Origin of the sequence: Acidisphaera sp. L21, assembly GCF_009765685.1 — a bacterium.
In the GTDB taxonomy this organism is placed as follows: Bacteria; Pseudomonadota; Alphaproteobacteria; order Acetobacterales; family Acetobacteraceae; genus LMUY01.
Window position 1 is genome coordinate 34,021 of sequence record NZ_LMUY01000114.1, and the last position, 26,777, is coordinate 60,797.

At 63.7% G+C, this 26,777-nt stretch carries 23 protein-coding genes; 7 read left to right on the top strand and 16 right to left on the bottom strand.

From position 1 onward, the window contains the following. The 4 genes from GSQ76_RS22090 to GSQ76_RS22105 form a co-directional block, all read right to left on the bottom strand. A partial coding sequence (locus GSQ76_RS22090) for an ATP-binding cassette domain-containing protein (protein ID WP_158746278.1) occupies positions 1 to 452 on the bottom strand: 452 nt, incomplete at its 3' end. Further along, complete coding sequence (locus tag GSQ76_RS22095) at positions 449 to 1,294, bottom strand: ABC transporter permease (RefSeq protein ID WP_158746279.1); 846 nt, start codon at positions 1,292 to 1,294, stop codon at positions 449 to 451. The genes GSQ76_RS22090 and GSQ76_RS22095, both read right to left, overlap by 4 nt. Further along, positions 1,291 to 2,259, bottom strand: coding sequence for an ABC transporter permease (locus GSQ76_RS22100; RefSeq protein WP_158746280.1), 969 nt, complete (start codon positions 2,257 to 2,259; stop codon positions 1,291 to 1,293). Before GSQ76_RS22100 ends, GSQ76_RS22095 begins: the two co-directional genes overlap by 4 nt. 287 nt (positions 2,260 to 2,546) lie before the next feature. After that, positions 2,547 to 3,275, bottom strand: coding sequence for a UTRA domain-containing protein (locus GSQ76_RS22105; RefSeq protein WP_158746281.1), 729 nt, complete (start codon positions 3,273 to 3,275; stop codon positions 2,547 to 2,549). 85 nt (positions 3,276 to 3,360) lie between these two features. Here GSQ76_RS22105 and hutI point away from each other — a divergent pair, with 85 nt between their 5' ends. The 4 genes from hutI to GSQ76_RS22125 are packed head-to-tail and all read left to right on the top strand — an operon-like array spanning position 3,361 to position 9,134. Beyond that, complete coding sequence (gene hutI, locus GSQ76_RS22110; protein ID WP_158746282.1) at positions 3,361 to 4,563, top strand: imidazolonepropionase; 1,203 nt, start codon at positions 3,361 to 3,363, stop codon at positions 4,561 to 4,563. A 2-nt stretch (positions 4,564 to 4,565) separates the two neighbouring features. Next, a complete protein-coding gene (gene hutH / locus GSQ76_RS22115; protein ID WP_216851235.1) occupies positions 4,566 to 6,092 on the top strand; it encodes a histidine ammonia-lyase in 1,527 nt (508 codons plus the stop codon). Then, entirely contained in the window at positions 6,089 to 7,753 is a 1,665-nt protein-coding gene (hutU, locus tag GSQ76_RS22120) for a urocanate hydratase (protein WP_158746284.1), read from the top strand. The genes hutH and hutU overlap by 4 nt, the downstream gene beginning before the upstream one ends. 43 nt (positions 7,754 to 7,796) lie before the next feature. After that, positions 7,797 to 9,134 (top strand): LLM class flavin-dependent oxidoreductase, encoded by a 1,338-nt coding sequence (locus tag GSQ76_RS22125; protein WP_216851219.1) that lies wholly within the window; start codon positions 7,797 to 7,799, stop codon positions 9,132 to 9,134. 376 nt (positions 9,135 to 9,510) lie between these two features. Here the strand turns inward: GSQ76_RS22125 and GSQ76_RS22130 are convergent, their stop codons facing one another. The 8 genes from GSQ76_RS22130 to GSQ76_RS22165 form a co-directional block, all read right to left on the bottom strand. Beyond that, positions 9,511 to 10,878 carry an MmgE/PrpD family protein gene (locus tag GSQ76_RS22130; protein WP_158746285.1) on the bottom strand — a complete coding sequence of 456 codons (1,368 nt, stop codon included), beginning with the start codon at positions 10,876 to 10,878 and terminating at the stop codon, positions 9,511 to 9,513. Between the two features lie 64 nt (positions 10,879 to 10,942). Next, on the bottom strand, positions 10,943 to 11,995 hold the full coding sequence (locus tag GSQ76_RS22135) for an ABC transporter substrate-binding protein (protein WP_158746286.1): 1,053 nt from the start codon (positions 11,993 to 11,995) through the stop codon (positions 10,943 to 10,945). A gap of 61 nt (positions 11,996 to 12,056) precedes the next feature. Next, positions 12,057 to 13,193, bottom strand: coding sequence for an ABC transporter ATP-binding protein (locus GSQ76_RS22140; protein WP_158746287.1), 1,137 nt, complete (start codon positions 13,191 to 13,193; stop codon positions 12,057 to 12,059). Continuing rightward, positions 13,193 to 14,950 (bottom strand): iron ABC transporter permease, encoded by a 1,758-nt coding sequence (locus tag GSQ76_RS22145; RefSeq protein WP_158746288.1) that lies wholly within the window; start codon positions 14,948 to 14,950, stop codon positions 13,193 to 13,195. The genes GSQ76_RS22140 and GSQ76_RS22145 overlap by 1 nt, the downstream gene beginning before the upstream one ends. Then, positions 14,926 to 15,984, bottom strand: coding sequence for an ABC transporter substrate-binding protein (locus GSQ76_RS22150; RefSeq protein WP_158746289.1), 1,059 nt, complete (start codon positions 15,982 to 15,984; stop codon positions 14,926 to 14,928). Before GSQ76_RS22150 ends, GSQ76_RS22145 begins: the two co-directional genes overlap by 25 nt. Before the next feature lie 40 nt (positions 15,985 to 16,024). Beyond that, on the bottom strand, positions 16,025 to 17,170 hold the full coding sequence (locus tag GSQ76_RS22155) for an acyl-CoA dehydrogenase family protein (RefSeq protein ID WP_158746290.1): 1,146 nt from the start codon (positions 17,168 to 17,170) through the stop codon (positions 16,025 to 16,027). Positions 17,171 to 17,173: 3 nt separating this feature from the next. Next, a complete protein-coding gene (locus GSQ76_RS22160) occupies positions 17,174 to 18,343 on the bottom strand; it encodes a CaiB/BaiF CoA-transferase family protein (RefSeq protein WP_158746291.1) in 1,170 nt (389 codons plus the stop codon). Between the two features lie 16 nt (positions 18,344 to 18,359). Next, the gene (locus tag GSQ76_RS22165) at positions 18,360 to 20,012 is read right to left on the bottom strand and encodes an FAD-binding protein (protein ID WP_216851220.1); all 1,653 of its coding nucleotides are present in this window, start codon (positions 20,010 to 20,012) and stop codon (positions 18,360 to 18,362) included. Between the two features lie 150 nt (positions 20,013 to 20,162). On the opposite strand from GSQ76_RS22165, the gene gcvA reads away from it, so the two are divergent. The 3 genes from gcvA to GSQ76_RS22180 all read left to right on the top strand — a co-directional run bounded on the left by gcvA (position 20,163) and on the right by GSQ76_RS22180 (position 22,397). Next, positions 20,163 to 21,086, top strand: a complete 924-nt coding sequence (gene gcvA, locus GSQ76_RS22170; RefSeq protein ID WP_158746293.1) for a transcriptional regulator GcvA — start codon at positions 20,163 to 20,165, stop codon at positions 21,084 to 21,086. A gap of 145 nt (positions 21,087 to 21,231) precedes the next feature. Then, positions 21,232 to 21,621 carry a MaoC/PaaZ C-terminal domain-containing protein gene (locus GSQ76_RS22175; RefSeq protein WP_254070571.1) on the top strand — a complete coding sequence of 130 codons (390 nt, stop codon included), beginning with the start codon at positions 21,232 to 21,234 and terminating at the stop codon, positions 21,619 to 21,621. Between the two features lie 8 nt (positions 21,622 to 21,629). Beyond that, positions 21,630 to 22,397: an enoyl-CoA hydratase/isomerase family protein gene (locus tag GSQ76_RS22180; protein ID WP_158746295.1), complete on the top strand. Its 768-nt coding sequence runs from the start codon at positions 21,630 to 21,632 to the stop codon at positions 22,395 to 22,397. A gap of 324 nt (positions 22,398 to 22,721) precedes the next feature. On the opposite strand, the gene GSQ76_RS22185 is transcribed toward GSQ76_RS22180, so the two are convergent. The 4 genes from GSQ76_RS22185 to leuC form a co-directional block, all read right to left on the bottom strand. After that, complete coding sequence (locus tag GSQ76_RS22185) at positions 22,722 to 23,141, bottom strand: hypothetical protein (RefSeq protein ID WP_158746296.1); 420 nt, start codon at positions 23,139 to 23,141, stop codon at positions 22,722 to 22,724. Between the two features lie 162 nt (positions 23,142 to 23,303). Further along, entirely contained in the window at positions 23,304 to 24,611 is a 1,308-nt protein-coding gene (locus GSQ76_RS22190) for an MFS transporter (protein WP_158746297.1), read from the bottom strand. Between the two features lie 104 nt (positions 24,612 to 24,715). Then, positions 24,716 to 25,345, bottom strand: a complete 630-nt coding sequence (gene leuD, locus GSQ76_RS22195; protein ID WP_158746298.1) for a 3-isopropylmalate dehydratase small subunit — start codon at positions 25,343 to 25,345, stop codon at positions 24,716 to 24,718. Positions 25,346 to 25,354: 9 nt separating this feature from the next. After that, positions 25,355 to 26,773 carry a 3-isopropylmalate dehydratase large subunit gene (gene leuC / locus GSQ76_RS22200; RefSeq protein ID WP_158746299.1) on the bottom strand — a complete coding sequence of 473 codons (1,419 nt, stop codon included), beginning with the start codon at positions 26,771 to 26,773 and terminating at the stop codon, positions 25,355 to 25,357. Between the last annotated feature and the right edge of the window lie 4 nt (positions 26,774 to 26,777).

Sequence of the window (26,777 nt, forward strand, 5' to 3'; positions counted from 1 at the left end):
CGGGAAATCACCACCGGGTCGGGTAGGCCGACCTCGTCCAGGAGGGCGTGCACTGCGGCGACACGCGCCGCCCGGCGGACATCGTCCGGCAACGCCTCGGCAATTTGGACGCCGACCCGGCGGGTTGGATTGAGGTAGCCGAGCGGGTCCTGAAACACGATCGAGAAGCTGCGTTGCCGACGCAGCCGACGCAGCGCCGGGCGGGGCATCGCGGCAATATCGGTGCCATCGAACATCACGCGGCCGGACAGTTCGGACATTGCCACATTCGGCAGCAATTGCACCATCGCGCGGGCCAAGGTGCTTTTACCGGAGCCGGACTCGCCGACGATGCCGACGCATTCCCCTGGCGCCACCGTAAGGTCGACGCCGTCCACCGCGCGCACCACCGTGCGCCCGATGCGCAAATGCACGCGCACCGATTCGAGTTGCAGCAGCGGAGCCGCGGTCATTCCGGCAACCCGACGAGCCGCTGCCCGGCCCGCGGGTTCACCACCTCGTTCAGCCCGTCCGCGAGCAGGTTCAACCCGATCACCGCAATGCAGATCGCCACGCCCGGGAAGACGCTCATCCACCACGCGGATTGCAGGTAGGTTTGCGCTGGAAACAGCAATTGGCCCCAACTCACCATGTTCGCGTCCGACAGGCCGAGGAAGCCAAGGCCGGATTCAATGAGAATGGCAAGGCTCGCATCCAGGGCCACCTGCACGATGACGGGCGGCAATGCGTTCGGCAGGATCTCGCGCAGCACGATGTGCCAGGCCGGCATGTCGGCGACGATGGCCGCGGCGACGAATTCGCGTTGGCGTAGATTGACGAACTGGCCGTAGATCAGCCGTGCCTCCAACGGCCAAATCGCCAGCGCGACGGCGGCGATGAGCAACCAGAAGCTGCTGCCGAACAGCGCGATGGCGAACAGCACGACGACGATCACCGGCAGGATCTGGAAGAGTTCCGCCAGGCGCATCAGCACTGCTTCGGTGGTACCCCGCCAGTAGCCCGCCAGCATCCCCACCGTGCCGCCTACCAGCAGCGCTGCGAGGGCTGCGGTGACGCCGATCAGCAGCGAGGCACGGGTGCTGATCAGCACCAGCGACAACATGTCGCGCCCGATATTGTCCGTGCCCATCGGAAATGCGCGTGATGGCGGCAGCAAGCTGATTCCGACCTGCTGGCGTGGTCCGTAGGGCGCCAGAACCGGTGCGAACACTGCCAACAGCACCAGCACCAGCATGATCAGCAACCCAGCGATGCCGTAGCGCGTCCCGGCGAGCCGCCCGAGCATTCCCCTCATCGGCCGGCGCGGATCCGCGGGTCCAGCAAACCGTAGAGAATATCCACGATCAGATTCATGACGATGACGGCGAGCGATATGAACAACACCACGCCCACGACAACTTGGTTGTCGCGGTTGCGGATCGCCTCGATCAACAGCAAACCGATGCCGGGCCAGGAGAACACCGTCTCGATCAGCACCGCGCCTCCCATCGCCACACCGAACGCGTAGCCCATGACAGTGAGCACCGGCAGGCTGGAGTTGCGCAAGATGTGGCCGCGGATGATCGCGCCGCGTGACAAGCCCTTGGCTCGCGCAGTGACGATGTATCCGGCGCCGAGCGTCTCGATGGTGCTGGCGCGCATCAGGCGCGCGACGCGGGTGGCTTCGTAGACTGCGTAGGTGATGGCCGGCAGTGCAAGGTAGCGAACCCGCTCGAGCACGAAGGCGGTTCCCGATGCGCGGGAAAACACCGGCGCCATCCCCTGCGTGGGAAACCAGCCGAGCTGCATGGCGAAGAGGATCACTAGCAACTGTCCCAGCCAGAACCCGGGAATGGCGTAGCCGACCAGCACCGCGGTGGTCCAGAAGCGGTCGACATTGCCACTTCGGGTGGTCGCGGAAATCAGGCCGATGCCGATCCCCACCGGCACGCCGATGACAAACGCGGAAGCCGCTAGAAGCAAGGTCCTCGGCGCCCGTTGCAGAATCAAAGTGGCGACGAATTCCTGCTGCTGATACGAGTAGCCAAGATCGCCGTGCAGCAGGTTGATGAAAAAATGCAGCAGCCGCACCGGCAGCGTGTCGTCCAAGTGGTACTGCAGCACGATCGCGGCGCGGAACGCCGGCGGCACGGGATAGTCGCCGACGATCGCCTGCACCGGGTCACCCGGCGTAAATTGTAGCAGGACGAAGACCAGGATGACGACACAGGCGACCATCGGGATGGCCTGCAGGAGGCGGAGGAGGACGTATCGCGCCATGCCCGGATCTTATCGACGGCGCAGGAACGTCAGCGCAGTTGGGGAGACGCCAAGGCGGTCCGCGCCATTCAGGCGGATCGACATAGGCTTCACCTTACGGGTCGCTGCGGAGATCATGCGGTCGGGAGCACCTGTTCGAATGCAAGGGCGGTCATCGCTCGGTCGGTGTTCCGTGAAGTGTGGGCAAGCCGCAGTCTAAAGTATAGACATAACGCCCCCGCAGCGGTCAATTGGGATATTGACGACTGACTCTGACACCGACGCACCTGGCGGCAGGCGCATCCGGCCTATGGCGAAAAGCGGCCCACCAGATGCTGGCGCTCGCCGGCGTAGGTGATGTCGACGGTGGTCACTGGCTTGCCCAGATGCCAGGTGCGCCGATGTAATACCAAACATGCCTCCCCCGGTTTGACGTCCAACACCCGGGCAAGGCTTGCGTCGGCGCAACAGGCGCGGATTGTGTGCTCGGCTTGGCTCCAGGGCACGCGACGCAGCAGCCAGGTGCCGGGCGGGATTAGGTCGAACTGTTCGTCGGCAGCAGCGGGGACGGCGGCAAGGGCGATCAGGCGATCCTCGAACGCCACTGGCCGTTCGCCGATACTGTGGCGGCACATCACATGCAGCACCCGCGCACCATGGGGCAAGCCAGCAGCACGAGCAGCGGCTACGCCCAATCGCTTGAGGCTATGCGCCAAAATTTCATGATGATAAGGCAAGTTCAGGCGTGCCGCTTCCATGGCGAAATCCTGGATCTCCATCACCGCCTGCTCGACCTTCGGCTCCGCCACGAAGGAACCGGCTTTGCGGCGCCGGGTGATCAGTCCTTCCTGTACTAAAGCCGACAGCGCCTTGTTCACCGTCATGCGGGAGCAGCGATATTGTCCGGCAAGTTCGGTTTCGAATGGGATGCGAGTACCGGCCGGCCAGTCGCCGGACACGATGCGTTGCTGGATGTCGCGATGAATTCGGCCGGTGAGGGAGAGCGGCGCGATCGGCGGCTCCAGCGGGGCGTTCATGCATCAAGTCTGGCTCCAAACTCAACGCTAGACAAGCTGAGCGCGGGGCGGATACGTATAGACATAACAGCACGGGTACGATGCCATGCGGATCGACACTGTCTGGCACAACGCTCGCCTCGCCACGCTGGACCCGGTGCTGCCAAAGCTGGGTGTGATCGAACGGGGTGCGATCGCCTGCACCGACGGCCGCATCGTGTTTGCTGGCCCGGAGCAGGACCTGCCCGCCAGCGACGCTGCCCGTTTCGATTGCGAGGGCCGCTGGATCACGCCGGGGCTGATCGACTGCCACACCCATTTGGTCCATGCCGGGGACCGCGCACGGGAGTTCGCGCAACGGCTAGGCGGCGCTACCTATGAGGAAATTGCCCGCGCCGGCGGCGGGATCCTTTCCACGGTGCGCGCGGTGCGTGCGGCCAGCCAAGCGGAACTGGTCACCCAAAGCCTTCCCCGCCTGGACGCGCTGCTGGCCGAGGGGGTCACGACGGTCGAGGTCAAATCCGGCTATGGCCTGGATCGAGAAGCGGAGTGGCGCATGCTGGCCGCCGCCCGCGAGTTGGGGCGCCAGCGGCCAGTCGGCATTACCACCACCTATCTGGGCGCCCATGCCGTGCCACCGGAGTTCGCCGGCGATGCCGATGGCTACGTCGACTGGATTTGCACCGAGATGCTGCCCGCCCTGGCTGCGGAGCGTCTGGCGGACGCGGTGGACGTGTTCTGCGAGACTGTCGCTTTCTCGCCGGCGCAGACCTCGCGCATTTTCGACACGGCGCAACGGCTCGGGCTGCCGGTGAAGCTGCATGCGGACCAGTTATCCGACTTTGGCGGCGCGGCGTTGGCGGCCCGATACGGCGCGCTGTCGGCGGACCATCTGGAATATGCGTCCGACGAGGGCGCCGCAGCGATGGCGGTGGCGGGAACGGTGGCGGTGCTGTTGCCCGGCGCGTTCTACACCCTGCGCGAGACGCACGCGCCACCGATCTCCGCGCTGCGCCGCCACGGCACGCCGATCGCGCTGGCGACCGACTGCAACCCCGGTTCCTCCCCGCTGACGTCACCCTTGCTGGCGATGAACATGGCGGCGACGCTGTTCCGGCTGACGGTGGAAGAATGCCTGGCCGGGTTCACCCGTGTCGCCGCCCAGGCGTTGGGGCTGCAGGCGGAGATCGGCACGCTGCAACCGGGTAAATTTTGCAACCTAGCGATCTGGGATATCGGCGCCCCCGCGGAACTGATCTGGCGCATCGGCTTCAATCCTTTGTACCGCCGGGTCTGGAGGGGGGCATGACGATGCTGACACCCGGCGCGGTGACGCTGGACCAATGGCGGGCCGTTTATGGCGGCGCAGACTTGTCGCTGGATCGCGCCTGCATGCCGGCAGTGCGGGCCAGCGCGGCGGCGCTCGGGCGCATCCTGGCGCGGGGGGAGCCGGTGTACGGCATCAACACGGGGTTCGGAAAACTCGCTTCCGTCCGGATCGAAGCGGATGCGCTGGCCCAACTGCAGTTGAACATCGTGCTGTCCCACGCCGCCGGGGTGGGCGATCCGATGCCGGTGCCGGTGGTGCGGCTGATGATGGCACTGAAGCTGTGCAGCCTCGCCCAAGGTGCCTCCGGCGTGCAGCCCGGCGTGCTCGGGTTGCTGGAGGGGATGCTCGTCCGCGGCGTCGTGCCGGTCGTGCCATCCCAGGGATCGGTCGGCGCGTCCGGCGACCTGGCGCCGCTGGCCCACATGACCATGGTGATGATTGGCCAGGGCGAGGCGCTGCTGGACGGCGCGGTCGTGCCTGCCGCCACGGCGCTGGACCGGGTGGGACTGCGCCCGATCGTGCTCGGCCCAAAGGAGGGGCTGGCGCTGCTGAATGGCACCCAGTTCTCCACCGCCTACGCCCTGGCCGCGTTGTTCGAGGCGGAGGCGCTGCTGCACGCGGCCTTGCTGACGGGCGCGCTGTCCACCGACGCGGCCCGTGGCTCCGACACGCCGTTCGATCCGCGCATCCACGCCCTGCGCCGGCACGCTGGGCAGCGGGAGACGGCGGCGGCGCTGCGGGCGTTGCTGGCCGGCAGCGCCATTCGCCAATCCCATCTGGTGAATGACGAGCGGGTACAGGACCCATACTGCCTCCGCTGCCAGCCGCAGGTGATGGGCGCGGTGCTAGACCTGCTGCGCCAGGCCGCCGACACGTTGGGGACCGAGGCCAACGGCGTGTCCGACAACCCGCTCATCTTTGCCGGTGCCGACGAAGCGCTTTCTGGCGGCAATTTCCACGCCGAGCCGGTGGCGTTTGCGGCCGACATGATCGCCTTGGCGCTATGCGAGATCGGAAGCATTTCGGAGCGCCGAATTGCGATGCTCATCGACCCGGCGCTCTCCGGCTTGCCAGCGTTCCTGACGCCGCGGCCCGGGCTGCATTCCGGCTTCATGATCCCGCAAGTGACCGCGGCCGCCCTGGTGTCGGAGAATAAGCAGCGCGCGACGCCGGCCAGCGTAGACAGCATCCCTACGTCTGCCAACCAGGAGGATCACGTGTCGATGGCGGCCCATGGTGCGCGGCGGTTGCTGCCGATGGCGGCCAATTTGGGCAGCGTTCTGGGCATCGAATTGCTGGCCGCCGCCCAGGGCTGCGACTTCCATGCCCCGCTATCCTCCAGCCCGGCGTTGGAGCACGTGCGTGCCCGGTTGCGCGCCGTGGTGCCCCGCCTCGACGAGGATCGCTACATGGCCCCCGACATCGCCGCCGCCACCGCGCTGGTGCGGGGCGACACGATTCTGCCGCCGGGGCTCGACCTGCCCGGCCTGACACGGAGCGCTGCATGAGCCGCCTGGACAATGCCCGCCGGATTCGCGCCCCCCGCGGCTCGCAGATTACCGCCCGGTCCTGGCAGACCGAGGCCGCAATGCGGATGCTGATGAACAATTTGGATGCCGAGGTCGCCGAGCGGCCGGAGGAATTGGTGGTGTACGGTGGTATCGGCCGCGCGGCCCGCGACTGGGACAGCTTCGACCGCATCGTCGCCGGGTTGAAGCGATTGGGCGACGACGAGACCCTGCTGGTGCAGTCCGGCAAACCGGTCGGCGTGTTTCGCACCCATGCCGACGCGCCGCGGGTGCTGATCGCCAACTCCAACCTGGTGCCGCATTGGGCGACCTGGGAGCATTTCAACGAGTTGGATCGTCGCGGCCTGATGATGTACGGCCAGATGACCGCCGGGTCTTGGATCTACATCGGCAGCCAGGGAATCGTGCAGGGCACGTACGAGACGTTTGTCGAAGCCGGGCGCCAGCATTACGGCGGCAGCCTGGCCGGGCGGTGGATCCTCACCGCCGGGCTGGGCGGCATGGGTGGCGCACAGCCGCTGGCTGCCACCATGGCCGGCGCATCGATGCTGGCCGTGGAATGCCAGCCAAGCCGGATCGAGATGCGGCTGCGCACCCGTTACCTGGACATGCAGGCGAAGGACCTAGACGAGGCGCTGACCATGATCCGGCGCGCCTGCGAGGAGGGGCGTGCCATCTCCGTCGGGCTGCTGGGCAATGCGGCGGACGTGTTCCCCGAACTGGTGCGTCGCGGGGTGCGGCCGGATATCGTGACCGACCAGACCTCCGCCCACGACCCGCTCAACGGCTACCTTCCAGGCGGCTGGAACGTCGCGGAATGGGAGGATCGCCGCGCCCGCGACCCAACCGCCGTGGCGGAGGCAGCAAAGCGGTCCATGGCAACGCATGTGCAGGCAATGCTGGCGTTTCACCGCCGGGGCGTGCCGACCATCGACTACGGCAACAACATCCGCCAAATGGCGCACGACATGGGCGTAGCGGACGCGTTCGACTTCCCGGGCTTCGTTCCTGCCTACATCCGACCGCTGTTTTGCCGCGGCGTCGGTCCCTTCCGATGGGTGGCGTTGTCCGGCGACCCGGAGGACATCGGCCGCACCGACGCCAAGGTGAAGGAGCTGATGCCACACGACACGCATCTGCACCGCTGGCTGGACATGGCGAAGGAACGGATTGCCTTCCAAGGCCTGCCCGCGCGCATTTGCTGGGTTGGTCTGGGCGATCGCCACCGGCTGGGCCTGGCATTCAACCAGATGGTGGCCAGCGGCGAACTATCAGCCCCTATAGTCATCGGCCGCGACCATCTGGACAGCGGCTCCGTCGCCAGCCCGAACCGTGAGACGGAGGCGATGCGCGACGGCTCGGATGCGGTGTCCGATTGGCCGTTGCTGAACGCGCTGCTCAATTGCGCATCCGGCGCCACCTGGGTCAGCCTACATCATGGCGGCGGGGTGGGAATGGGGTATTCCCAGCACGCCGGCATGGTGATCGTGGCGGACGGCACGCCGGAAGCGGCGGCGCGGCTGGAGCGGGTGTTGTGGAATGACCCGGCCACTGGCGTGATGCGCCATGCCGACGCCGGATACGAGTCCGCCATCGAATGCGCGGTCCAGCACGGGTTGAACCTGCCGGGTCTGGCATGATTTTCTTTCGGGGGCACGAAAGAGCCCCCAAGGAGACAAATTAATGGCTCGCCAAATGCATTTGTCATTCTCCGCACACCTGACGGGCGCCCATCCTGCGGGTTGGTTGCACCCCAGCACCCAACTCGACGCCGACACCGATATCGGCGCCTATATCGGCCTGGCGAGATTGGCGGAACAAGGTTGTTTCGACATGTTCTTCATTGCCGACACGCCAGCGGCGCGAACGACCAATCTGACCGCCTGGGCGCGCTACCCAATGTTCATGAACGCGTTGGAGCCGCTGACGGCGCTGACCGCAATCGCCGGCGCTACCAAATATATCGGCCTGGGTGGCACTTGCAGCACCAGCTTTACCGAGCCGTATAATGTCGCCCGGCAATTCGCATCGCTGGATCATATCAGCCGCGGTCGCGCGGCATGGAACGTCGTTACGTCCGCCAACGACTTCGCCGCGCAGAATTTCGGCCATGCCAAGCTGCCGCCCCATGCCGATCGCTATGCCCGCGCGCGGGAGTTCGTGGAGGTGGCCAAGGCGTTGTGGGACACCTGGGAGGATGATGCTTTCATCCACGACCGGGCGCAGGGCCTTTTCTTCGACCCGGGCAAGCAGCATGCGGTGCATCATGATGGCCCTCACTTCAAGGTCGATGGCGCGCTGAATATTGCGCGCTCCCCGCAGGGGCGGCCCGTCATCATCCAGGCGGGTGCGTCCGACGCCGGCAAGGCGCTGGCCGCGGAGACCGCGGAGGTGGTGTTCGGCTCGGCGATCGATATCGAGGCGGGGCGAGCCTTCTATGGTGATTTGAAGGGCCGGATGGCGGCATTCGGTCGTGCCACGGACAGCTTGAAAATCCTGGCCGGCATGCCTGTCGTCGTCGGCGAAAGCCAGCAGGAGGCCGATGATAAACACGCCGAGTTGCAGGCCATGGTGCACCCGGATGTCGGTCGCCAGCGCTTGTCCACGGATCTCGAGGTTGACCTCACGCAATTGCCGTTGGACGAACCCGTGCCAGAGGATTTGATCCCGAAAACCTCCAATTTTCACAAAGCGTATTTCGACGAGATCGTTCGCATGATCCGGGTGGAAAAGCTGACGTTGCGCCAGCTTTACACCCGCTACGAACGGGGCACCCGATCCGTTCGTGGCACGCCCCAGCGTGTCGCAGATGTGTTGGAGGATTGGTTCAGCACGGGCGCTGCAGATGGCTTCATGTTCATCCTGCACCTGCAGCCGAAAAGCCTGGAGGATATCGTCCGTTACGTCGTCCCGGAATTGCAGCGCCGCGGTCTGTTTCGCACGGGCTACACTGGAACCACGTTGCGCGACCATCTGGGTCTGGCTCGGCCGGCCAATCGCCACGCAAAAGCTGCGGAGTAGCTTGCGTTGCCGAGAGTTATCTCGCCAGTACACTGACAGACGAGCCTGCTTGTGATCAAGCACGCGCTCGATGGCACAGACATCCCGTTGCTGCAGGACCGGCGCCCGGCGCACCGTTCCCCCGCGGGGGAACGCTTGGCATTGCCCGCCGGACTATCGGACGGCTCCACCATCCGGCCCGCTCTGCGCACGCCTCCCCAAGCCCTATAATGTGCCAGTCCTTCAAAGTGCGGTGGTGGCGTTGGCTGGGGAGGCACTGGCGGCGAAGATCGGCCTCTTCGTTGCAACAGGGCCGGGCTGATTAGGGCTGCTTCTTTCCATCCCAGCCGAGCGCGACGCGGTGTCACGCTCGGTCTGGGAGGCCGTCTGGAAGACGCTATTTCAGGAAAAGCTGTGCGAGGGTCCTGACCGATACGCTTCCACCGGCTAGCACCATGGCCATGGCTTCTGCCGTGTTGGACGCCCCGATCACGGGCTCGGAAAGAGACTGAAACTTGTCTCGCAGTGCGTCTGGCCGCATCGGCTTGTCGCGGGAGCCAGTCGATGTGATTTGAGTTTGGCGAAACTCGCGACCATCCTTCAGTCGCAACACGACTTCGGCTGGCCAGTTCTTGGGGAAATGCACGTCTAGGGCTGGGTCGTGAATGAGGTTGGTGCGCGACTTGAGATCCTGCACATCCTGCCCGTTCATCCTGTCACCTTCGCCTTGCGCCAGGCCAAACCGGCCGTCGATCGCCGCGGTGGCAATCACCGACCGGCAGTCGATATTTTGCGTCGGATTTCCATCCACGATCGAGGCGGCGTTTGGCGGCATGTGCACGTCGATGCCCTCCAGGTTGGCCGCCACGACGCCGTGCTCTTTCATCAATTCCAGCAGTGCATCCAGCGCTGCATGCATGGGCCGGCCGGCAGCATAGGACTTCTTTGCCGAATTCCAGATCTCGTAAACGGACCCAAGCCCGTTCACCCAACTGGGATCATTGTCTTGACCGGTGAACGTGTGAACCACGTTGCGTGGCCCGGCAAAGACGGCGACCGGCCCTCGAAAGCCGTGCCGCGCCAATAGCGCGGCCGTGATGCCGTTGCGCGCGCCCATGCCCATGTGAAATGATTTGGAGTTGTGATGGGACTCAGTATGCCAGGCAAGCGTGCCGGACGCTTGGCTCGCCGTCAGTCCCAGGCTTGCATAGACCTGGTCCGCAGACGATCCCAGCAACCTGGCCGCCGCGGCAGCACAGCCGAAGCCGGATACGACGGCGGTGAGATGGAAGCCGCGCCCAACCAGCCGTGGCATATCGATGCCCACACCGAAATGCCCCGACAGTTCGTAGCCGACCAGCGTCGCATCCAGCACCTGGTCCATGGTTGAACCGACGTGCTGTCCCAGCGCAAGGGCCGCGGCACACACCGTTGCGCCAATATGTTGTTGGCTTGGCAAATGCACCTCATCCAGTTCAAGACCGTGTCCAAGCGTCCCCCAGACGATGGCGCCGGTTTGAACGTCGACGCGCTTGTCGGTTCCGGGAACGATGACGTTACCAGGTGCGGCAAAGCTCGGTATCGCCCCGTATAACGCCTTGCCAACATCATGATGCGTGGATGCCAGCATGACCCCGAGCGAATCGAGCAACACGTAGGCCGCAGCCTCCTTCAACGCCGGCGTCATGGACGCAGCAGAGAAGCCAGAAATCCAACGTGCCACGGTTTCGGTCGGCGCGCGATCGGCCTCGGTCAGTTCGTACATAGCATCTCTCTTTCTAGGGGGCGCCAAGAGCCCATTGCTCTCGGCCAGTGGACCTCATGAGCGGCTAAAACCCGGTGATCTGGTTCCAGAGTTTCACGAACTTCGCGTGGTTGGCGGGCGAGCCGTAATCTTCCATGTCGGTGGGCAAGATGATCTTGAACTTCGACGTATCGGGCAGCCCGGGAATGTGGGCGTCGGGCCGGGCCGAGGACGCGCCCTGGATGGTGTTCCAACTCTCCTGCCCCTCTTTGGACAGCAGAAAGTCGACATAGGCCTTGGCCGCATTCGGCCGCTTGGTCGGCGCGATGATGCCAACCACCTCGCTGAAGGCGGGCGTGCCCTCCGGCGGGAACACCATCTTCATCGGGACCTTCTGCCGCTGGGCGCGGACGAATTGCACCGTGTTGACCCGGCCGCCCATTTTGAGGTTGCCGGAGGTGATGTCATCGGCGAGTTGCGTCGACGAGGCGTAGGAGCGCGGCTTCTGTACCGCAAGACGATCCCAATAATCGGCCGGCACCAAATTCTTCACCAGATACCACCATGCGTATTGGCCACCTGCAGCGGCGTTCTGAAACCCCAACTGATTTTTCCAGCGGGGATCGAGTAGGTCGAGCCAGGTCTTGGGTGCCGACGCATCATCCACGTAGCGGGGATCGTACATGATCGGCCCGATATTGATGTAGTAGGTCGTCCAATAGCCCGTGGGCTCACTGCGATACTGCGGCGCGTACGCTGCGATCTCCGGCGACTCGTAGCGGAGCAGATGGCCTTGCTTGCGCAATTGCTCCATCAGCCCGGCGTCGGAGGCGTCGAACACGTCGACCTCCGTGGCGCCTGCGCGCAATTGCGTCATCAGCTTTGGCAGCGCCACGCCAGGCAGCAAATGCTGCTGAACCGCCTCTATCCCGGTTTTGGCCTTGAAGGCATTCAGAAACTGGACAACGTCCGATTCCTGGTCGGCATGCCAGATCACCAGCGGCCCTTCCCTGCGCGCCGCCTCGAGGTCCGGCGCATCGGACGGGGCGGCAACGGCGACAAGCGGCAGTCCCAGGGCGGCAGCCCCTAGCAATATCGCGCGCCGGCTTATCTCGGGTCCAGAAATCGACGGCTCCATGATGGCCTCCTTTTATTGCTCTTGGACTTGCGTCATCCGCAAACCTAGGTTTTCGTGCACGTCACGCCGCCACACCCGCGACACCGGCCGTGGCAACGTTGCGGAGCAGCACGGCGCGGGAAGGCGGAATGTGCAGCCAGATCGCCTCGCCTTCATCGAATAGATCGGTCGGAAAGGCATGAATGTTCAATGTCCCGCCGGGCCACTCCACCGTGTAGACGACAAGGTCCCCCAGCAGCGCCCGCCGCTTGACCTGGGCCGGCCATTGATTGACCAGCTCCGCCCGCTCGGTCCGCGCCATTTGCGGATACACCGGCCGCACTGCCACGGATTGTGGCCCAGCGATGCACGCCGCCCGCGGTGTCGTGCAGGTGAGCATCGCACGCCCGATCTGGACAATGGTCGGCTGGCCCGATGCGGTGGCCGCGACAGTGCCGGTCAAGATATTCGCGCCACCGATGAAATCGGCCACGAAGCGGGTTTGCGGGCGGTCGTAGATCTCGAGCGGGGCACCCTCCTGCTCAATCTCCCCTTCCCGCATAATGATCACGCGGTCGGATAAGGCCATGGCCTCTTCTTGATCATGCGTCACATAGATGGTGGTAAGTCCGAACCGCTGTTGTAGGTCCTTGAGCTCGGTTCGCATCCGAACCCGCAGCCGCGCGTCGAGGTTTGAAAGGGGCTCGTCTAACAACACTGCCTTTGGTCGAAACGCATAGGCACGGGCCAATGCCACGCGCTGTTGCTGCCCGCCGCTGAGCGAGGTAGCGGGGCGGTCGATGAATTCGCCCATGCCAACGCTGTCCAGCGCCTGCGCGACACGTTGGCGTAGGTCCGTCCCGCGTAGCTTTTGCATCCGCAGACCGTATGCGACGTTCTCCATCACCGTCATGTGCGGCCAGATCGCATAGGACTGGAACACCATGGACAGCCGCCGCTTCTCCGGTGGCAGATTGATCCGCCGGCTGGCGGAAAACACGGTCTGCCCGTCGATGATGATTTCACCCTGCAGCGGCGTTTCCAACCCGGCGATGTTGCGCAAGACCGTCGACTTGCCGCACCCGGATGGCCCCAGCAGCGACAGATGGGATCCGGGTGCGACCTGCAGGCTCAGGCCTTTGACTGCGATCTTGCCGCCATACCCGGCGACCAAGTTGCGCACTTCGATGAAAGGTTCGGCGTGGATCATCGTGTCCATCAGGGCGTTCCTTTTGGAACGGCGGTTTCGCCGTCGTTGCGGCCGCCGCCGACCTTGCGCACGAGAACCATTGCCAGCAGCACGATCAAGCTTTGCGTGACCACCAATGCGCTGACATGCGGCAATCCGCCTGATTCCCAAAAATTCAGGATCGCTGGCCCCAGCACCTGGGTGCCGCTGCCAGCCAGGAAGATCGAAGCGCTCACCTCGCCGATCGACACCATGAATAGCAACGTCCACGTCACCAACAACCCGCCACGAAGCAGCGGGACCGTGATGGTCCATGCCGCCCGTATACGCCCTGCGCCGTAGAGCCGCGCCGCTTCCGCCAGGCTGGCGTCCAATTGCACCACCACGCCCGCCATGCTGCGATAGGCGAGTGGCATGAACGCCACGACATACCCAAGCAGCACCGGGATGAGCGTTCCATACAGGTGGCCCGGTAAAATCAGCACCATCCACAGAAACCCGAAGCCGAAGATGAGCCGCGGAAAGGATTGCGGCAGCATGATCAATTGTTCCAGCAAACCGATGCCACGCCCACCGGAGCGATGGACCACTAGCGCCAGAACTGCGGCCAGAACCATGCCGATCGTACCCGTTCCGACGCCGAGCATGAGGGAGTTCTCGATCGCGGTTCGCGTGGTTGGAAAGTCGACGATGACGTATTTGAAATTCTGCAGCGTCCAATTGGCCGGTGAAAGGCTCAGCACGCTGCTTGTCTGCAGCGATGCGATGATCAGCACACCCAGCGGCAGCACGAGCGCGACCAGGATGTACAGGATCTCGAACCCGAATAGCAGCGGTGTCCAGCCTCGCATATTGATCCTACGGGGCCGATAGCTCTTGCCGGAAACGACGACATAGGACCGTCCTCTCAAGGCGCGTGAATAGAGCAGCACCGCAAGTGCAGTGATGAGGATCAACAAGATACCGAGTGCGCTTGCCAGGGGGTAATTCGGCGGGTAGCCCTGGAACAGGATGAAGATCGCCGTCGTCACGACGTAGAAACGGGAGTTGGCGCCAAGGATGGCGGGGATCGCGAACGAGCCCATCATGGACGTGAACAGGAACAAAGCCGCGCTCAGAATCGCCGGAAGCATGAGCGGCAGCGTAATCCGCAGCGCGGTGCGCAAGGTCGGGGCCCCCATGACGGACGAACACTCTTCCAGCGAGGGGTCCATTCGCTGCATCGCTGCCCCAATCATCAAAACCGCAACTGGCGCTTCGAAAATGGCCATTACGAAGATGATGCCGGCCATGCTGGACGTGTCGATGAACGGACCGGACAAACCCGTCACCGCCGATAGGATTTTGTTGATGAGACCGCCTTGTGGTGATCCCAACGTGTTCCAGGCAAGCGCCCCGACAAGCGGGCCGAGTGGATAGGGAACGGTAACTAATATTTCGAACAAGCGTGAGCCGGGCACGGTCGTGCGATGCAGTATCCAGGCAAGGACGACGCCGATCAGGGTGGCCAAAATGGTGCCGCCGGCGGATACCGCGAGCGTGTGACCGATCCAGTCCAGATGATCCGCGACTTCGATGATATGGTCGAAGCCGAACTGCGTCGCCGGTATATCCTCGGGGTCGCCGACATTGAAGGCGCTCTGGACAATCAGCAACAACGGAAAGGCCAAGGGCGCGGCAACGACCACGCAGAGGATCGCAACCTCCGGCCGGATGCCCAGGCCAAATTTCCAGCGGCGGGGCGGCGCCCCTGCCGCCAGAGCTATAGCCCCGTGATCTTGTTCCACAGGGATACAAACTCCGAATGACGGGTTGTCGAGCGATAATCCGAGAAGTCGGTGGGGGCGAGGATTTTGATATTGTTCAATGACGGAACGTCGGCGATCTCCAAATCACCCCGGACAGAGTTGGAGCCCTGGATCCGGTTCCAAACCTCCTGCCCTTCCCGGGAAAGCAGATAGTCCACGTAGACTTTCGCCGCGTTCGGCCGCTTGGTGCCTGCAATGATTCCGGTGACTTGGCCTTGTGCGGGCGTTCCCTCGGGGGGGAAGATCATGCGAATGTCTTGGTTGAGACGTCTTGCCTTCACGTATTGATAGCTGCTGACCTTTCCGCCGATCTTCAAGCCGCCGCTCTGCATCTCCGTCAAAATCTGGGTCGACGAGGAGTAGGCCCGGGGCTTCTGCGCAGCCAGTTTCGTCCAGAAGTCTTTTGGCATCACCGTTCGCAGCAGGTACCACCAATTATACTGCGTCCCCGCGGCGGCGTTCTGGAAGCCGACCTGCCCAACCCAGCGCGGATGCAGCAGGTCTTCATAGGTCTTTGGCGCATCGGCTTCGCTGACGTAGCGAGGGTCGTACATCATAGGGCCGATATTGATGAAATACGTCGTCCACCAGCCTGGTTCGGCACTCCGCCACTTCGTCTCGTAGGCGCCGATCTCCGGGCTTTCATACCGCATCAGCATGCCGCGCTCACGCAGCACATCCATCAGCCCCGGATCGGAGTTGTCATACACGTCGACATCGCTACCGCCCGCGCGTATCTGCGCCGCCAGCTTCGGCATGGCCTCGCCCGGCAAGGCTCGGGTCTGCGAAGACTGGATCCCCGTCTTGGCAGTGAATGCCTGCAGAAAACTGACGACGTCGCTTTCCTGATCGGCATGCATCACCATCAGCGTGCCCTCCTTACGGGCGGCGGCCAGGTCTGGGGTGTCGGTGGCCGCAAGCGCGGGTGACGGCAACACGGCAGGCAGGGTGATACCGAGGCCCAAGCCTGCCAGAACGTGGCGACGTTTCACGCCGCTCTTCTCCCGTTCCATATCGATCCTCCTCCATTCTTCTTGTTAGTTTGAAGCTATGTTAGGCGAAGGCGCTCAACCCCGTCAGCGTGCGGCCAATGATCAATTGGTTGATTTGGCTGGTGCCATCCGGAATAGTCAGCATACGTGCATTGCGAAAATGCCGTTCGACTGGAAACGCCTTGCTGATGCCGAATGCACCGTGAATCTGGATCGCTTGGGACGTGATGAACTCCGCCGCCTCGGTGGCGAACAGCTTCGCCATCGCGGCCTCCTGGTCGCACCTGGCGCCGTTGCTCATCAGCCACAACGCGCGGTAGACCAGTAACCGCGCCGCCGCCAGTTTGGTCGCCATCTGCGCCAACATCGACTGGACCAATTGGTGCCCGGCGATCGGCTTGCCGAACTGCACACGGTCGCCTGCGTAAGTGATGCTGGCATCCATGGCCGCCTGTGCAATGCCAAGGGCGATGGTGGAAACGAAGCACCGTGAGCGCTCGAACCCCTTCATCGTCTCGCGCAGTCCGCGGCCCGGTTCACCAAGGATGAACTCCTCTCCGACCCAGATGTCCGGCAGTTCGATCTGCCCCAAGGGCCAGGCATTCAGCCCGAGCTTGGGGATCTCCTGCGTGCGGAAACCGTGCTGCTGTCGGTCCAGCAGGAACAATGTCAGCCCGTCCGCCTCGGTCCGCGCCAACACGATGACGAGGTCGGCAATGGCGGCATTGGACGTCCACATTTTCTCGCCGCGAATGCGATAGCCCTTGCCATCGCGAACGGCGCGGGTGGTGACTGCGCGCGCGTCGGAGCCCACGCCGGGTTCGCTGATCGCGGAACAGCCGATCAGGTCACCGGACACCATCCCCGGCAAATAGCGCTCCTTGAGTGCCGCCGAGCCAGCCTGCTGCAGCTTCAACGCTGCGCCCTCTGCAACCCATGCAACGCCAGCAAGATCGGGTGACCATCTCGCCAATTCCTCGAACAGCAACCCGCTGGACAGGAAGTCTAGCCCGGCACCGCCATCAGCTTCTGGCACCCAGCCATTGCCGACGCCGAACGCCATGCTGCGTTGCAGCAGATCGTGCGCGACCATTTTCGGATACGCGGCATCCTGATGCTCGCGGGCGATGGGCGCGATGTCGCGTTCGACCGCACGGCGCCATCCGTCTACCGCCAGGCGTTGGTCGTCGGTGGGGGCGAAGTCCATCGGTCAGCCTAGGGCCGAAGGATCGTCGCCCAGCCAATCGCGCAACACAGCCTGCGTGTGCTCCCCCAGCAGCGGTGGCGCGGTCCAGCCTTCCGTGATGTCGAAGCTGCCGTATTTCACCGCCGGGCCAATGGTCGGCAAATCGCCATAGGTAGGATGCCGCAGGGTCTGCAACATGCCGCGATGCAGCGCCTGCGGGTGGGCAAACACCTGCGCCATGTTATTCACTGGCGAGGCTGGAACCCCGGCCGCCGACAGCCGCGCCAGCAGATCCTCGACCTTGAGGCTGGCGAGGATACCATCCAGTATCTCGTACAGCGCGTCCCGGTTCTCGTTGCGGGCGGACATAGTGGCGAAGCGCGGGTCGGTCCCAATATCCTCGCGACCCAGCACGCGCAAGAACGCTTCGTAGACCTTCGGATGCCCGGCGCCGATGACGATCCAGCCGTCCGCGGCCTGGAACGCTTTGTAAGGCACCATCGTGCTATGCTCGGAGCCCCATTTGCCGCGGTTCACCCCGGTGACGAGGTATTCCATCGCCGCGTCCATCAGATAGGTGATCTGGCCCTCGAACAGGCTGGTCTCGATCAGTTGGCCGCGCCCGGTCCGCTCCCGCACGAACAAGGCGGTCATGATGGCGCCCATCGCATATTGGCCGCACACCAGGTCGAAAGCGGAGGTGCCCAGTTTGATAGGGGCGCCGGATCGCTCGCCCGTCAGGCTCATGTAGCCGCCTTCGGCCTGAATGGTGAGGTCGAAGGCACCGACATCCTTGCTGGGTCCATCCCGCCCCATGCCGGACATGGATGCGTAGACGAGCCTGGGGCGTTCGGCGGCCAAGGCCTCGTAGCCCAAGCCCAGGCGCTCCATCACGCCGGGCCGGAAGTTTTCCACGATGACGTCGGCCTTGGCCGCCAGGCGTTGGATCGTGCCCTGGTCCTGTGCCGCCTTCAGATCCAGGACGATGGAGCGCTTGTTCCGATTAGCGGCCAGGAAGCCGAAGCTATTGTCGGCATGGAAGGGTGGTCCCTGGCGGCGGATGGCGTCGCCCTCCGGGCTTTCCACCTTCACCACATCAGCACCGAGATCGCCGAGCAGCATCGTGCAGAATGGTCCGGCATAAAGCCGGGTGAAATCCAGCACACGAAGGCCCGCAAGCGGTTTGTCGGTCATGGCGCACTCACCTGGGTCATTGGATGGCGACGGTCTCGGCCCGAAGAACCCCCTCCGGGCCGTATTGGAACACGACGTGGCGTAGCCAATTCGAATTATCGGTCTTCGGGAAATCGACGCGTTGGTGCGCGCCGCGGCTTTCTTCCCGCTGCAGAGCAGACCCAACGATCGTGCGGGCCGTCAGCACCATGTGCATCGCCTCGACCGCCTCGATGGCGGTGCGGATATCCGTCACCTCCAGTCCGACGGTGATTTGGTCCTGCAAATCGAGCAGCGCTGTCGCGCCTTGCTGCAGTTGCTGCCCCGTGCGCCAGATCGGCGCTGCCTGTGATACGGTTCGACAAATTTCGCTCTTTGCCGCGATCGGCGATTTGCGACCCTGGCGCCCAATCGTGGCGAGGATCGGGTTCAGCGCCGACGCAACGGCCCTGCCCCGGTCCACCCCCGTGATGTCCCGCATGCCCCCGGCGGCGCCTCGCCCGGCAAGGCCACCGAACACCACGGTATCGCTGCATCCATTGCCTGCAATGCGACTTGCGCCATGCACGCCGCCTGCTGCCTCACCTGCCGCATAAAGGCCCGGCACGCCGGACCAGCCGTTCGCATCGATGTGAATGCCGCCCATCTGGCTATGCGCGGCCGGCCGCACGAGCGGTCCCTGAACGGCCGGGTCGAGGCCGGCCGATCGTAGGCGGCGGCAATGGGAGACATAGCTCTCCAGTCGCTCCCGCGGGACAGGCCTGGTGTCGAACAAGACAGTGCCACCCGCCAAACCCCGGCCAGCATCAATCTCCTGCTGAATACAAAGCGCCATCCGCGCCTTCTCGATCTGGCGTTCCCCGTGACCGGGGTTATAGCGCAACATAAAGCGCTCGCCCTCTGCGTTGAGCAAATGCGCGCCATCGCCCAACATGGCAGTCGGCATTTCCATCCCTCGGCACGCCTCGGGCCAGACCGTCACGACCGGTTCGAACTGCACGAACTCCATGTCCACCAGCCGCGCGCCCGCCTCCAACGCCACGCCGTACGAGCCGGCGGATACATCTGCGGGATAGGTACTGTCGTCATACAGGCGCCCGATGCCGCCAGCCGCAAGCACGGTGGATTTCGCATGCACTGCGCACAGGCGATTGCCCTGTTGGCGCCACAGCAGGGCCCCCACGACGGTGTCCCCGGCCTTCAACAGCCGCAGCGCCTTCCAGCCCGACATCACCGTGATGCCGATGCGGGATACCTCTTTGCCCAGCGCGTCCATGATCGATCGGCCGGTACCGTCTGCCACATACACCGAACGGGCATAGGTGTTGCCGGACAAGTGGCGCAGGCTCGGCCGGTCATCGTCGCGCGCGAATGGGACACCCAGGCTGGCCAATTCGTCGAACGCCGCGATCGACTCCTCGACCATGGCACGGACGAGCCGCTGGTCGTTCAGGCCGTAACCGCCGCGGATCATGTCGGCAGCATATTCCTCCGGGCTGTCCTTCGGCTGCACCTGCATCGTCGGCACGTTGCAGCCGATGACGAAAGGTGAGGCGCCGCGGGCGACATAGGCCATCAACACGTCGGCACCGCGCTGCCGCGCCGCGAGTGCTGCGCGATGGCCCGCGATGCCGCCACCGATGACGAGCACATCGGTCTGCACCGTCGCAATATCAGGAATGGCCGCCATCATCACGGCGCCGATGACGGGGCAGTCCGCCCTCTGTGTTGTTGTACTCCCATGCTACCAGGGTAGGATTACGTTTCCGCCAGTAGCAAACGATAGAAACTTATGGTGTCATGAGTTTTCGGTCATCAAGAACCGATCGAAGGGAACGTCATGTCGGCCAATCTGCCTTCGCTGTCCGCACTTCGAACATTCGAAGCGGCCGGCCGGCACATGAGCTTCACGCGCGCTGCACTCGAGATGCACATTACGCAAAGCGCCGTCAGCCGGCAGATCCGCGGGCTGGAGGAGATGCTGGGCGCCACGTTGTTCAACCGCACCGGCCAGCGGGTAACGTTGACCGATGTGGGCCAAGGCTACCTTCGCGACATCAGCAGCGCGTTGGAGCGTATCCAGGACTCGACCCTGCGCCTGCTGACCAAACATAGTGGCAGCATGCTGACGCTCGCAACGCCGCCTGCGTTTGGCATGCGTTGGCTCATCCCGCGGCTGCCGGCGTTTCACAAGCGACACCCCGAGATCATGGTGAGTCTGCTGACCCGGGCGAGCATCTTCGATTTCGCCAAGGAACCCGTCGATGCGGCCATCCATTACGGCCACGACGACTGGCCCGGCGCCGAGACGGTACGCTTGCTAGGGGACACGATGACGCTGGTCGCGAGCCCAGACTATCTGGGGCAGCGCAAGCCGATGAACCGCCCTGCCGATCTGCAAAATGCCGTCCTGCTACAGCACATGCGCCGGCCGACCGCATGGGCGGACTGGCTTGCCCACGCCCGCATGACCGGGATCAACGCCTGGGCGGGTCCGCGCTTCGAACATTACTACATGTTGATCCAGGCGGCGCTTGCCGGGCTGGGCATTGCACTGATCCCCAGTATCATTGTCGCCGAGGAGCTCGGCTCCGGTCGCCTCGTGCAGCCGTTCAAGACTGGCTACATGGGCCAGGATTCGTATTGCCTGGTCTATCCAGAGACGAAACGCGCCGACCCAAACCTGCAGCGCCTGCGCCAATGGCTGGTCTCCGAGGCGAATGCTTGCCGTCAACCTTGTAGTTCCCATGATGCAGGGTCATGACCCTGCATCATGGGACATGAGATTGTACCATTTGCCAAGGTATCCACCGGCCTGCAGGGTAGCCTTGACGCCGCGGTAGCTTGCGGCCGGGAGGCGACAAGAAATGGCAGAGTCGGGTGGGCGCGAGCCAGGCATAGGCGACGTCGTGATCGGCACCAGCGTACAGGTGGCCAAGACCATCACGGAATCAGATGTCTATCTTTATGCGGGGATCACCGGTGATTTCTCCCCAAACCATGTCAATGCCGAGTTCATGAAGGATAGCCGCTACGGCGAACGCGTGGCTCACGGCGCGATGCTGGTTGGCTTCATGTCGGCCGCCTCCGCCAAGATGTATCTCGGACGCACGGTGTCGATGGGATATGACCGCGTCCGCTTCATGGCCCCGGTCCGCTTCGGCGACACGATCACGACGCTATACCGTGTTGCGGCGGTTGACCTGGAAAAGCGCCGCGTTACGGCCGAAGTGACCTGCACCAACCAGGACGGCAAGCTCGTCGGGGTGGCGACCAATATCCGCGCCTTCATCGATTAGGCATAGACATGTCCATCCTGCTGACTGAATCCCGCGACGCCGTGCTGACGCTGACGCTGAATCGGCCGGAATTTCGAAACGCTCTGTCAGCGGAGTTGGCGCGCACGCTCGCCTCCGCGGTGACGAACGCTGGACACGAGGTACGCTGTGTCGTCGTGCGCGGCGCGCCAGGCGCCTTCTGCGCCGGGATGGACCTGAAAGAGCGTCGTACTCTGGATGCCGACGGAAAATGGGAACAGGCACAGTCGCTGCGGGACTTGACGGCAGCCATCATGGCATCGCCCAAACCGGTGATCGCGGCGATTTCCGGCTGGTGCCTGGGCGGTGGTTTCGAACTGGCGTTGTCGTGCGATCTGCGCGTTGCCACCGCGGATGCGGCGTTTGGCTTTCCAGAGATGACGCTTGGTGCCTACCCCGGCGGCGGCGGCGCCGTTCTGGTCCCGCGGGTCGCTGGCATCGCAGCGGCAAAACGGCTGATGTTCGCCACCGACCGGATTGATGCTGCGGAGGCGCTTCGGCTCGGTCTGGTCGATTGGTGCGTTCCGGCAGCGGAATTGGAGGCGACGTTACAAACCATCGAGGGCGCCATCGCACGTCGTAGCCCCCTGGCGCTCGCGGCGTTGAAACGCGTCCTCGATCGGGTCAACGACCTGCCTTACCTCGATGCAGTGGCGTTCGATGCCGCAGCACGCCGGCCACTCGAGGGCACTGCCGATTATCAGGAAGGCATCGCCGCCTTCTTCGAGCGTCGGCCCGCAGTATTCACTGGGACGTAACATCAGCTGGAGCGGCGGCGCTTCTTTGGAGAGACTCCAGCGATGTCCCAGTCAAAGCCGCGCAATGGCGGACGCATTCTTGTGGATCAGCCGGAAATCCATGGGGTATCGGACGTGTTCTGCGTTCCTGGAACGCGAGTATCCCGGCCGAATGATTGCCACGCAACTCCGCCACCCGGACTTCGCCGCCTACCCGAGGCGCTCACGCCAGGCCGCTCCCTCAGCCAGATATGGAGTGCTGGTAGGTAGCGCTCCGCTCACCTAACGGTTTTGTAACGTTCGCAGTTCGATTGCCGATTGCCTCACGCCGGGATCGGCCTGTGGTTAGTGCGCAAACCCTCGTTCGCTGGGATCAACCGTAATTCCAGTCAAGACCAGGAGACTGCTTCCTATCGACTGGGGAGAGTAGGTTAGCTGTCCTTCACCGCGGTAAAACTTCTCGGTCTGCGATGTGTCCCCGCCGAAGTAGAACGGAATAAAAGCCTTGCCCGTAATGTGCGAGGCGGTGTCGGTGGGAGCGCCGATGATGCTCTCAACCTCCGTGGCACCCATCCCGATCTGCACCCGGCTGAATTTCGATCCGGGGTGGATGCTCCCGTGTACCTCGCCTTCCGTTCCGTTCAAACCGATTACCTTGTTGCCAGAGGACGCGGCGGACGTCGTAGACGGGGTTGGTGACGTGCCACCTTGGGCACAGGCGCCAAGAACCAGCAGGGCGGATAGAGCAATGTAACGGTAATTCATCGCAGATCCCCAAAAGCTGGCACAGATCTATCTAAGATGCAGGATCGGATCAATCCTATATCGACATGAGACACCCGCCGGAACCGGCGTAGCAGGATTGCGCGCACTGACGAGGCCCGCCGGCACCAGCAGCAGCATGGATCGGTCCATTTGCGCCGATGCTCATTGTCCCCCGACAGCGAGGACCACTTTCGGGATTCCGGCTTCATGATCCGCCATGCGGTTGGCGCCACGTCCGTTCTTTTGTTCTTGGACCAGGACCGCCAGCAAACCGGCACCCACGTAGAGCAGGCCGCCTATCAGCATGGCTCCGTGGAATCCCCCGGACGTGGTTCGCAGCCATCCGAACATCAAAGGCCCTAGAAAGCCACCGAAATTGCCGATGCCGTTGGCGACGGCCATGCTTGGCCCTGCGACACTTCTTGGCACGGCATCGGCTACCATGATCCAGTAAATCGTGATCCGACCAAACCACAGCCCCGTCGTCATGGTGAGACAGAACAGAAGCACCAACAGATGCCCTTCGCCGAACAGCGCGGCGCCGCACATGAACAGACCGGCCAGCACCGTCGGCACGATAAGGTGCCATCGCCGTTCCTGCATCCGATCCGAACTGGCCGAGATGAGGAACGCCATGCCCACGCTGACCACGTAGGGAATCGAGGCGAGCACCCCCGCAAGGCCGATGGTGCGGCCGCCCTCCACCAGCAGCGTCGGCAGCCAGAAAGTCAGCCCCCAGAACGCCGTGAGGCCCAGCAAGTTGTAGATCGACAGGATGATGACAGTCGGGTTCCACATCGAGCGGAACCAATGCTGCTGCAGCACTGGGGCTCGCTGAGCTTCCGCATCCAGTTCCGTCACCAGGGCCAGTTTGGTTGCCGGGTCCAACCATGCAGATTGCCGGGGATCGTCCTCGACGGCCCACCACCACACCGCGCACCACAGCAGCGAAGGGATCGCGGTGACAACGAACATCAGTCGCCATCCCACGTAACTGACGGCCAGCCCGCAGACCGCGTTGCCGATGGCTGCGGCGATGGGCGTGCCTAGCAAGGCAAGGTTGGCGCGCGCACGCTCCCGTTGGGTAAACCAGCCGCGCATCACCACTACGATGGCCGGCAGGATGCCACCCTCCGACATGCCGAGCATGAGACGGTTGACGATCAGTTGGGTCTCCGTCTGCACCAGGGCCGTCGTCGCGGAGACGATCGACCAGCAGACTCCAAGCAGGATGATCGTACGCTTGGCGCTCCAAGCGGATGTGAGCCTGCCGACCGGGATTTGCAGCGCGAGATAACCCCACGCAAACATGCCTACCGCGAAGCCTAGTTCCGTCGCGGTGAGCCCTAGATCGGCCCGCATGCCGGGAAAGGCAACGGCGATGTTCGACTTGTCGATCTGGGCGCAGATATAAAGGATGGTTGCGACGAGTTGTATGCGGATCCATCTGTTGCGAAGTAGGCTGGACATGGGTTTCCTCCCATATTGCCGAGAGGGTCATTGGTTGCCCTCTCGTTCATCTGGTAGCCAAACTCGGAACTACGTCTTCGCCGGGCCGTTCCGAAGGACCCGAATCAGGCTTGGCTGGTGATGGGCAGCCACGGGAACGCCATGCGCCGTTTTGCCTCGAAGGCGACGATCTCTGCCCCGTGGCTCTCCGTCACGCTGATATCGTCCTGGCCGAGGATCAGGCGCTCCTTGCGCAGCGGATTGATGTCAAAAGAATGTCGTGCGCCGGCCGGGTCGATAACGAGTTGGTTGGGCAGGTCGATTGTGATCTCGCTGCCCGGGCGGGCACGGACGGCAGCCCAAAGCTGGTGGATCACTGCTTCGTCGAGTGTCACGAGCAAGATGCCGTTTTGCAAGCAGTTGCCATAGAAGATCTCGGCAAAGCTGGGGCCGATCAGCGCGCGAAACCCGTAATCCATCACGGCATAGGCGGCCCCTTCGCGGGAGGAGCCGCAGCCAAAGTCGGCATCGGTCAACAGTATTTGGGGAGTGCCATAGGCGGCGTCGTTCAGCGCGCATTCGGGGCGGGGCTGCTCGTTCTCATCGAACCGGACGTCGTGCAGGAAGGCCTCGCTGTAGTCATGGCCTGGGCGACGATGCCGCCGCATGTAACGACCGGGCAGGATCATGCCGGTGTCGATCTTGGCGATCGGCAGCGGCACCGCGGCGGCGGTCAGGATCGTGAAGGGTTGCATGGGATGTTCCTAAGGAGACGTCAGATGGCGTACGTCCGTCAAGCGGCCCATGATGGCTGCGGCAGCGACCATGGCCGGGCTCATGATGTGCGTCATCGCATTACGACCCTGCCGCCCCTCGAAGTTGCGATTGGTGGTTGAGGCGCAGCGCTGGCCCGGACCGACGATCTCTCCGTTGGAGCCGTTGCACATTGCGCAGCCGGAATCCCGCCACTCCAGGCCAGACTCAAGGAAGATGCGGTGCAGACCCTCCGCCTCCGCCTGGCGCTTCACCTCGCTGGACCCAGCGGACACCATCCCCGGCACCGCCACCTTGCGCCCCCGCAACACGCCGGCCGCGGCGCGCAGATCCTCGATGCGGCTGTTGGTGCAGGACCCGATGAACACGCGGTCGATCCGGATCTCGGATAAGGGTGTCGCCGGGATCAACTGCATATACTCCAACGCACGGCCGACATGGCGGCTGCGCTCGTGGTCGTCAAAGCTGCTGGGATCCGGCACCACCCCATCGATCGGGGAACAATCCTCCGGGCTGGTGCCCCACGTCACCATTGGCGCGACCGTGGCTGCGTCCAGATGAAGCTCGCGATCGAAGACGGCGCCGGGATCTGTCGGCAATGTCCGCCAATAGGCCAAGGCGCGGTCCCAGTGTTCGCCCTTCGGCGCGCGTTCGCATTGCGCCAGATGGGCAAACGTGATGTCGTCCGGCGCGATCATGCCGATGCGTGCGCCCGCCTCGATCGACATATTGCAGATCGTCAAGCGCCCTTCCATCGACATGCCGCGGATCGTCGATCCGGCATATTCGAACGCGTAGCCGGCACCGCCGCCAATTCCGGTCTGCCGAATAATCGATAGGATCACATCCTTGGCGGTGACGCCCGTTCCAAGGGCGCCGTCGATGGTGATGCGCATGGTCCGCGGTCGCTTCATCCAGACGGTCTGCGTGGCGACGACGTGGCGCAACTGGTTCGATGCGCCGACGGGAATGGCGCAGGCCCCCATTGCACCATGTGTCGCGGTGTGGGAATCGTTGCAGGTGATCAGCATGCCGGGCTGCGAGATGCCCAGTTCCGGCCCTACCACATGAGCAATACCTTGCTTGGCGTGATGCATGTTCAAATGGGGCAGGCCGAAATCTGCAGCGTTGCCCGCCATCATGGCGACGACGTTGCGAATTTCGGGGTTTGGAATGCCCTCTACCCCCGCCGCGCGATTGATGGTCGGCAGGTAATGGTCGGTGATGGCCAGGTGCTGTTCCGGCCGGCGACTGGTGCGGCCTTCCAGCCGCAATTGGTCGAACGCGAGGAAGGAGCCACCTTCGTTGAGGTAGTTGAAATCGACGTAGAGCAAGTCCTCGCCTTGGGGCGACGTGACGATGATGTGCTCACCCCACACTTTCTCGAACAGCGTCCTTGCGCTCAGCATCGTA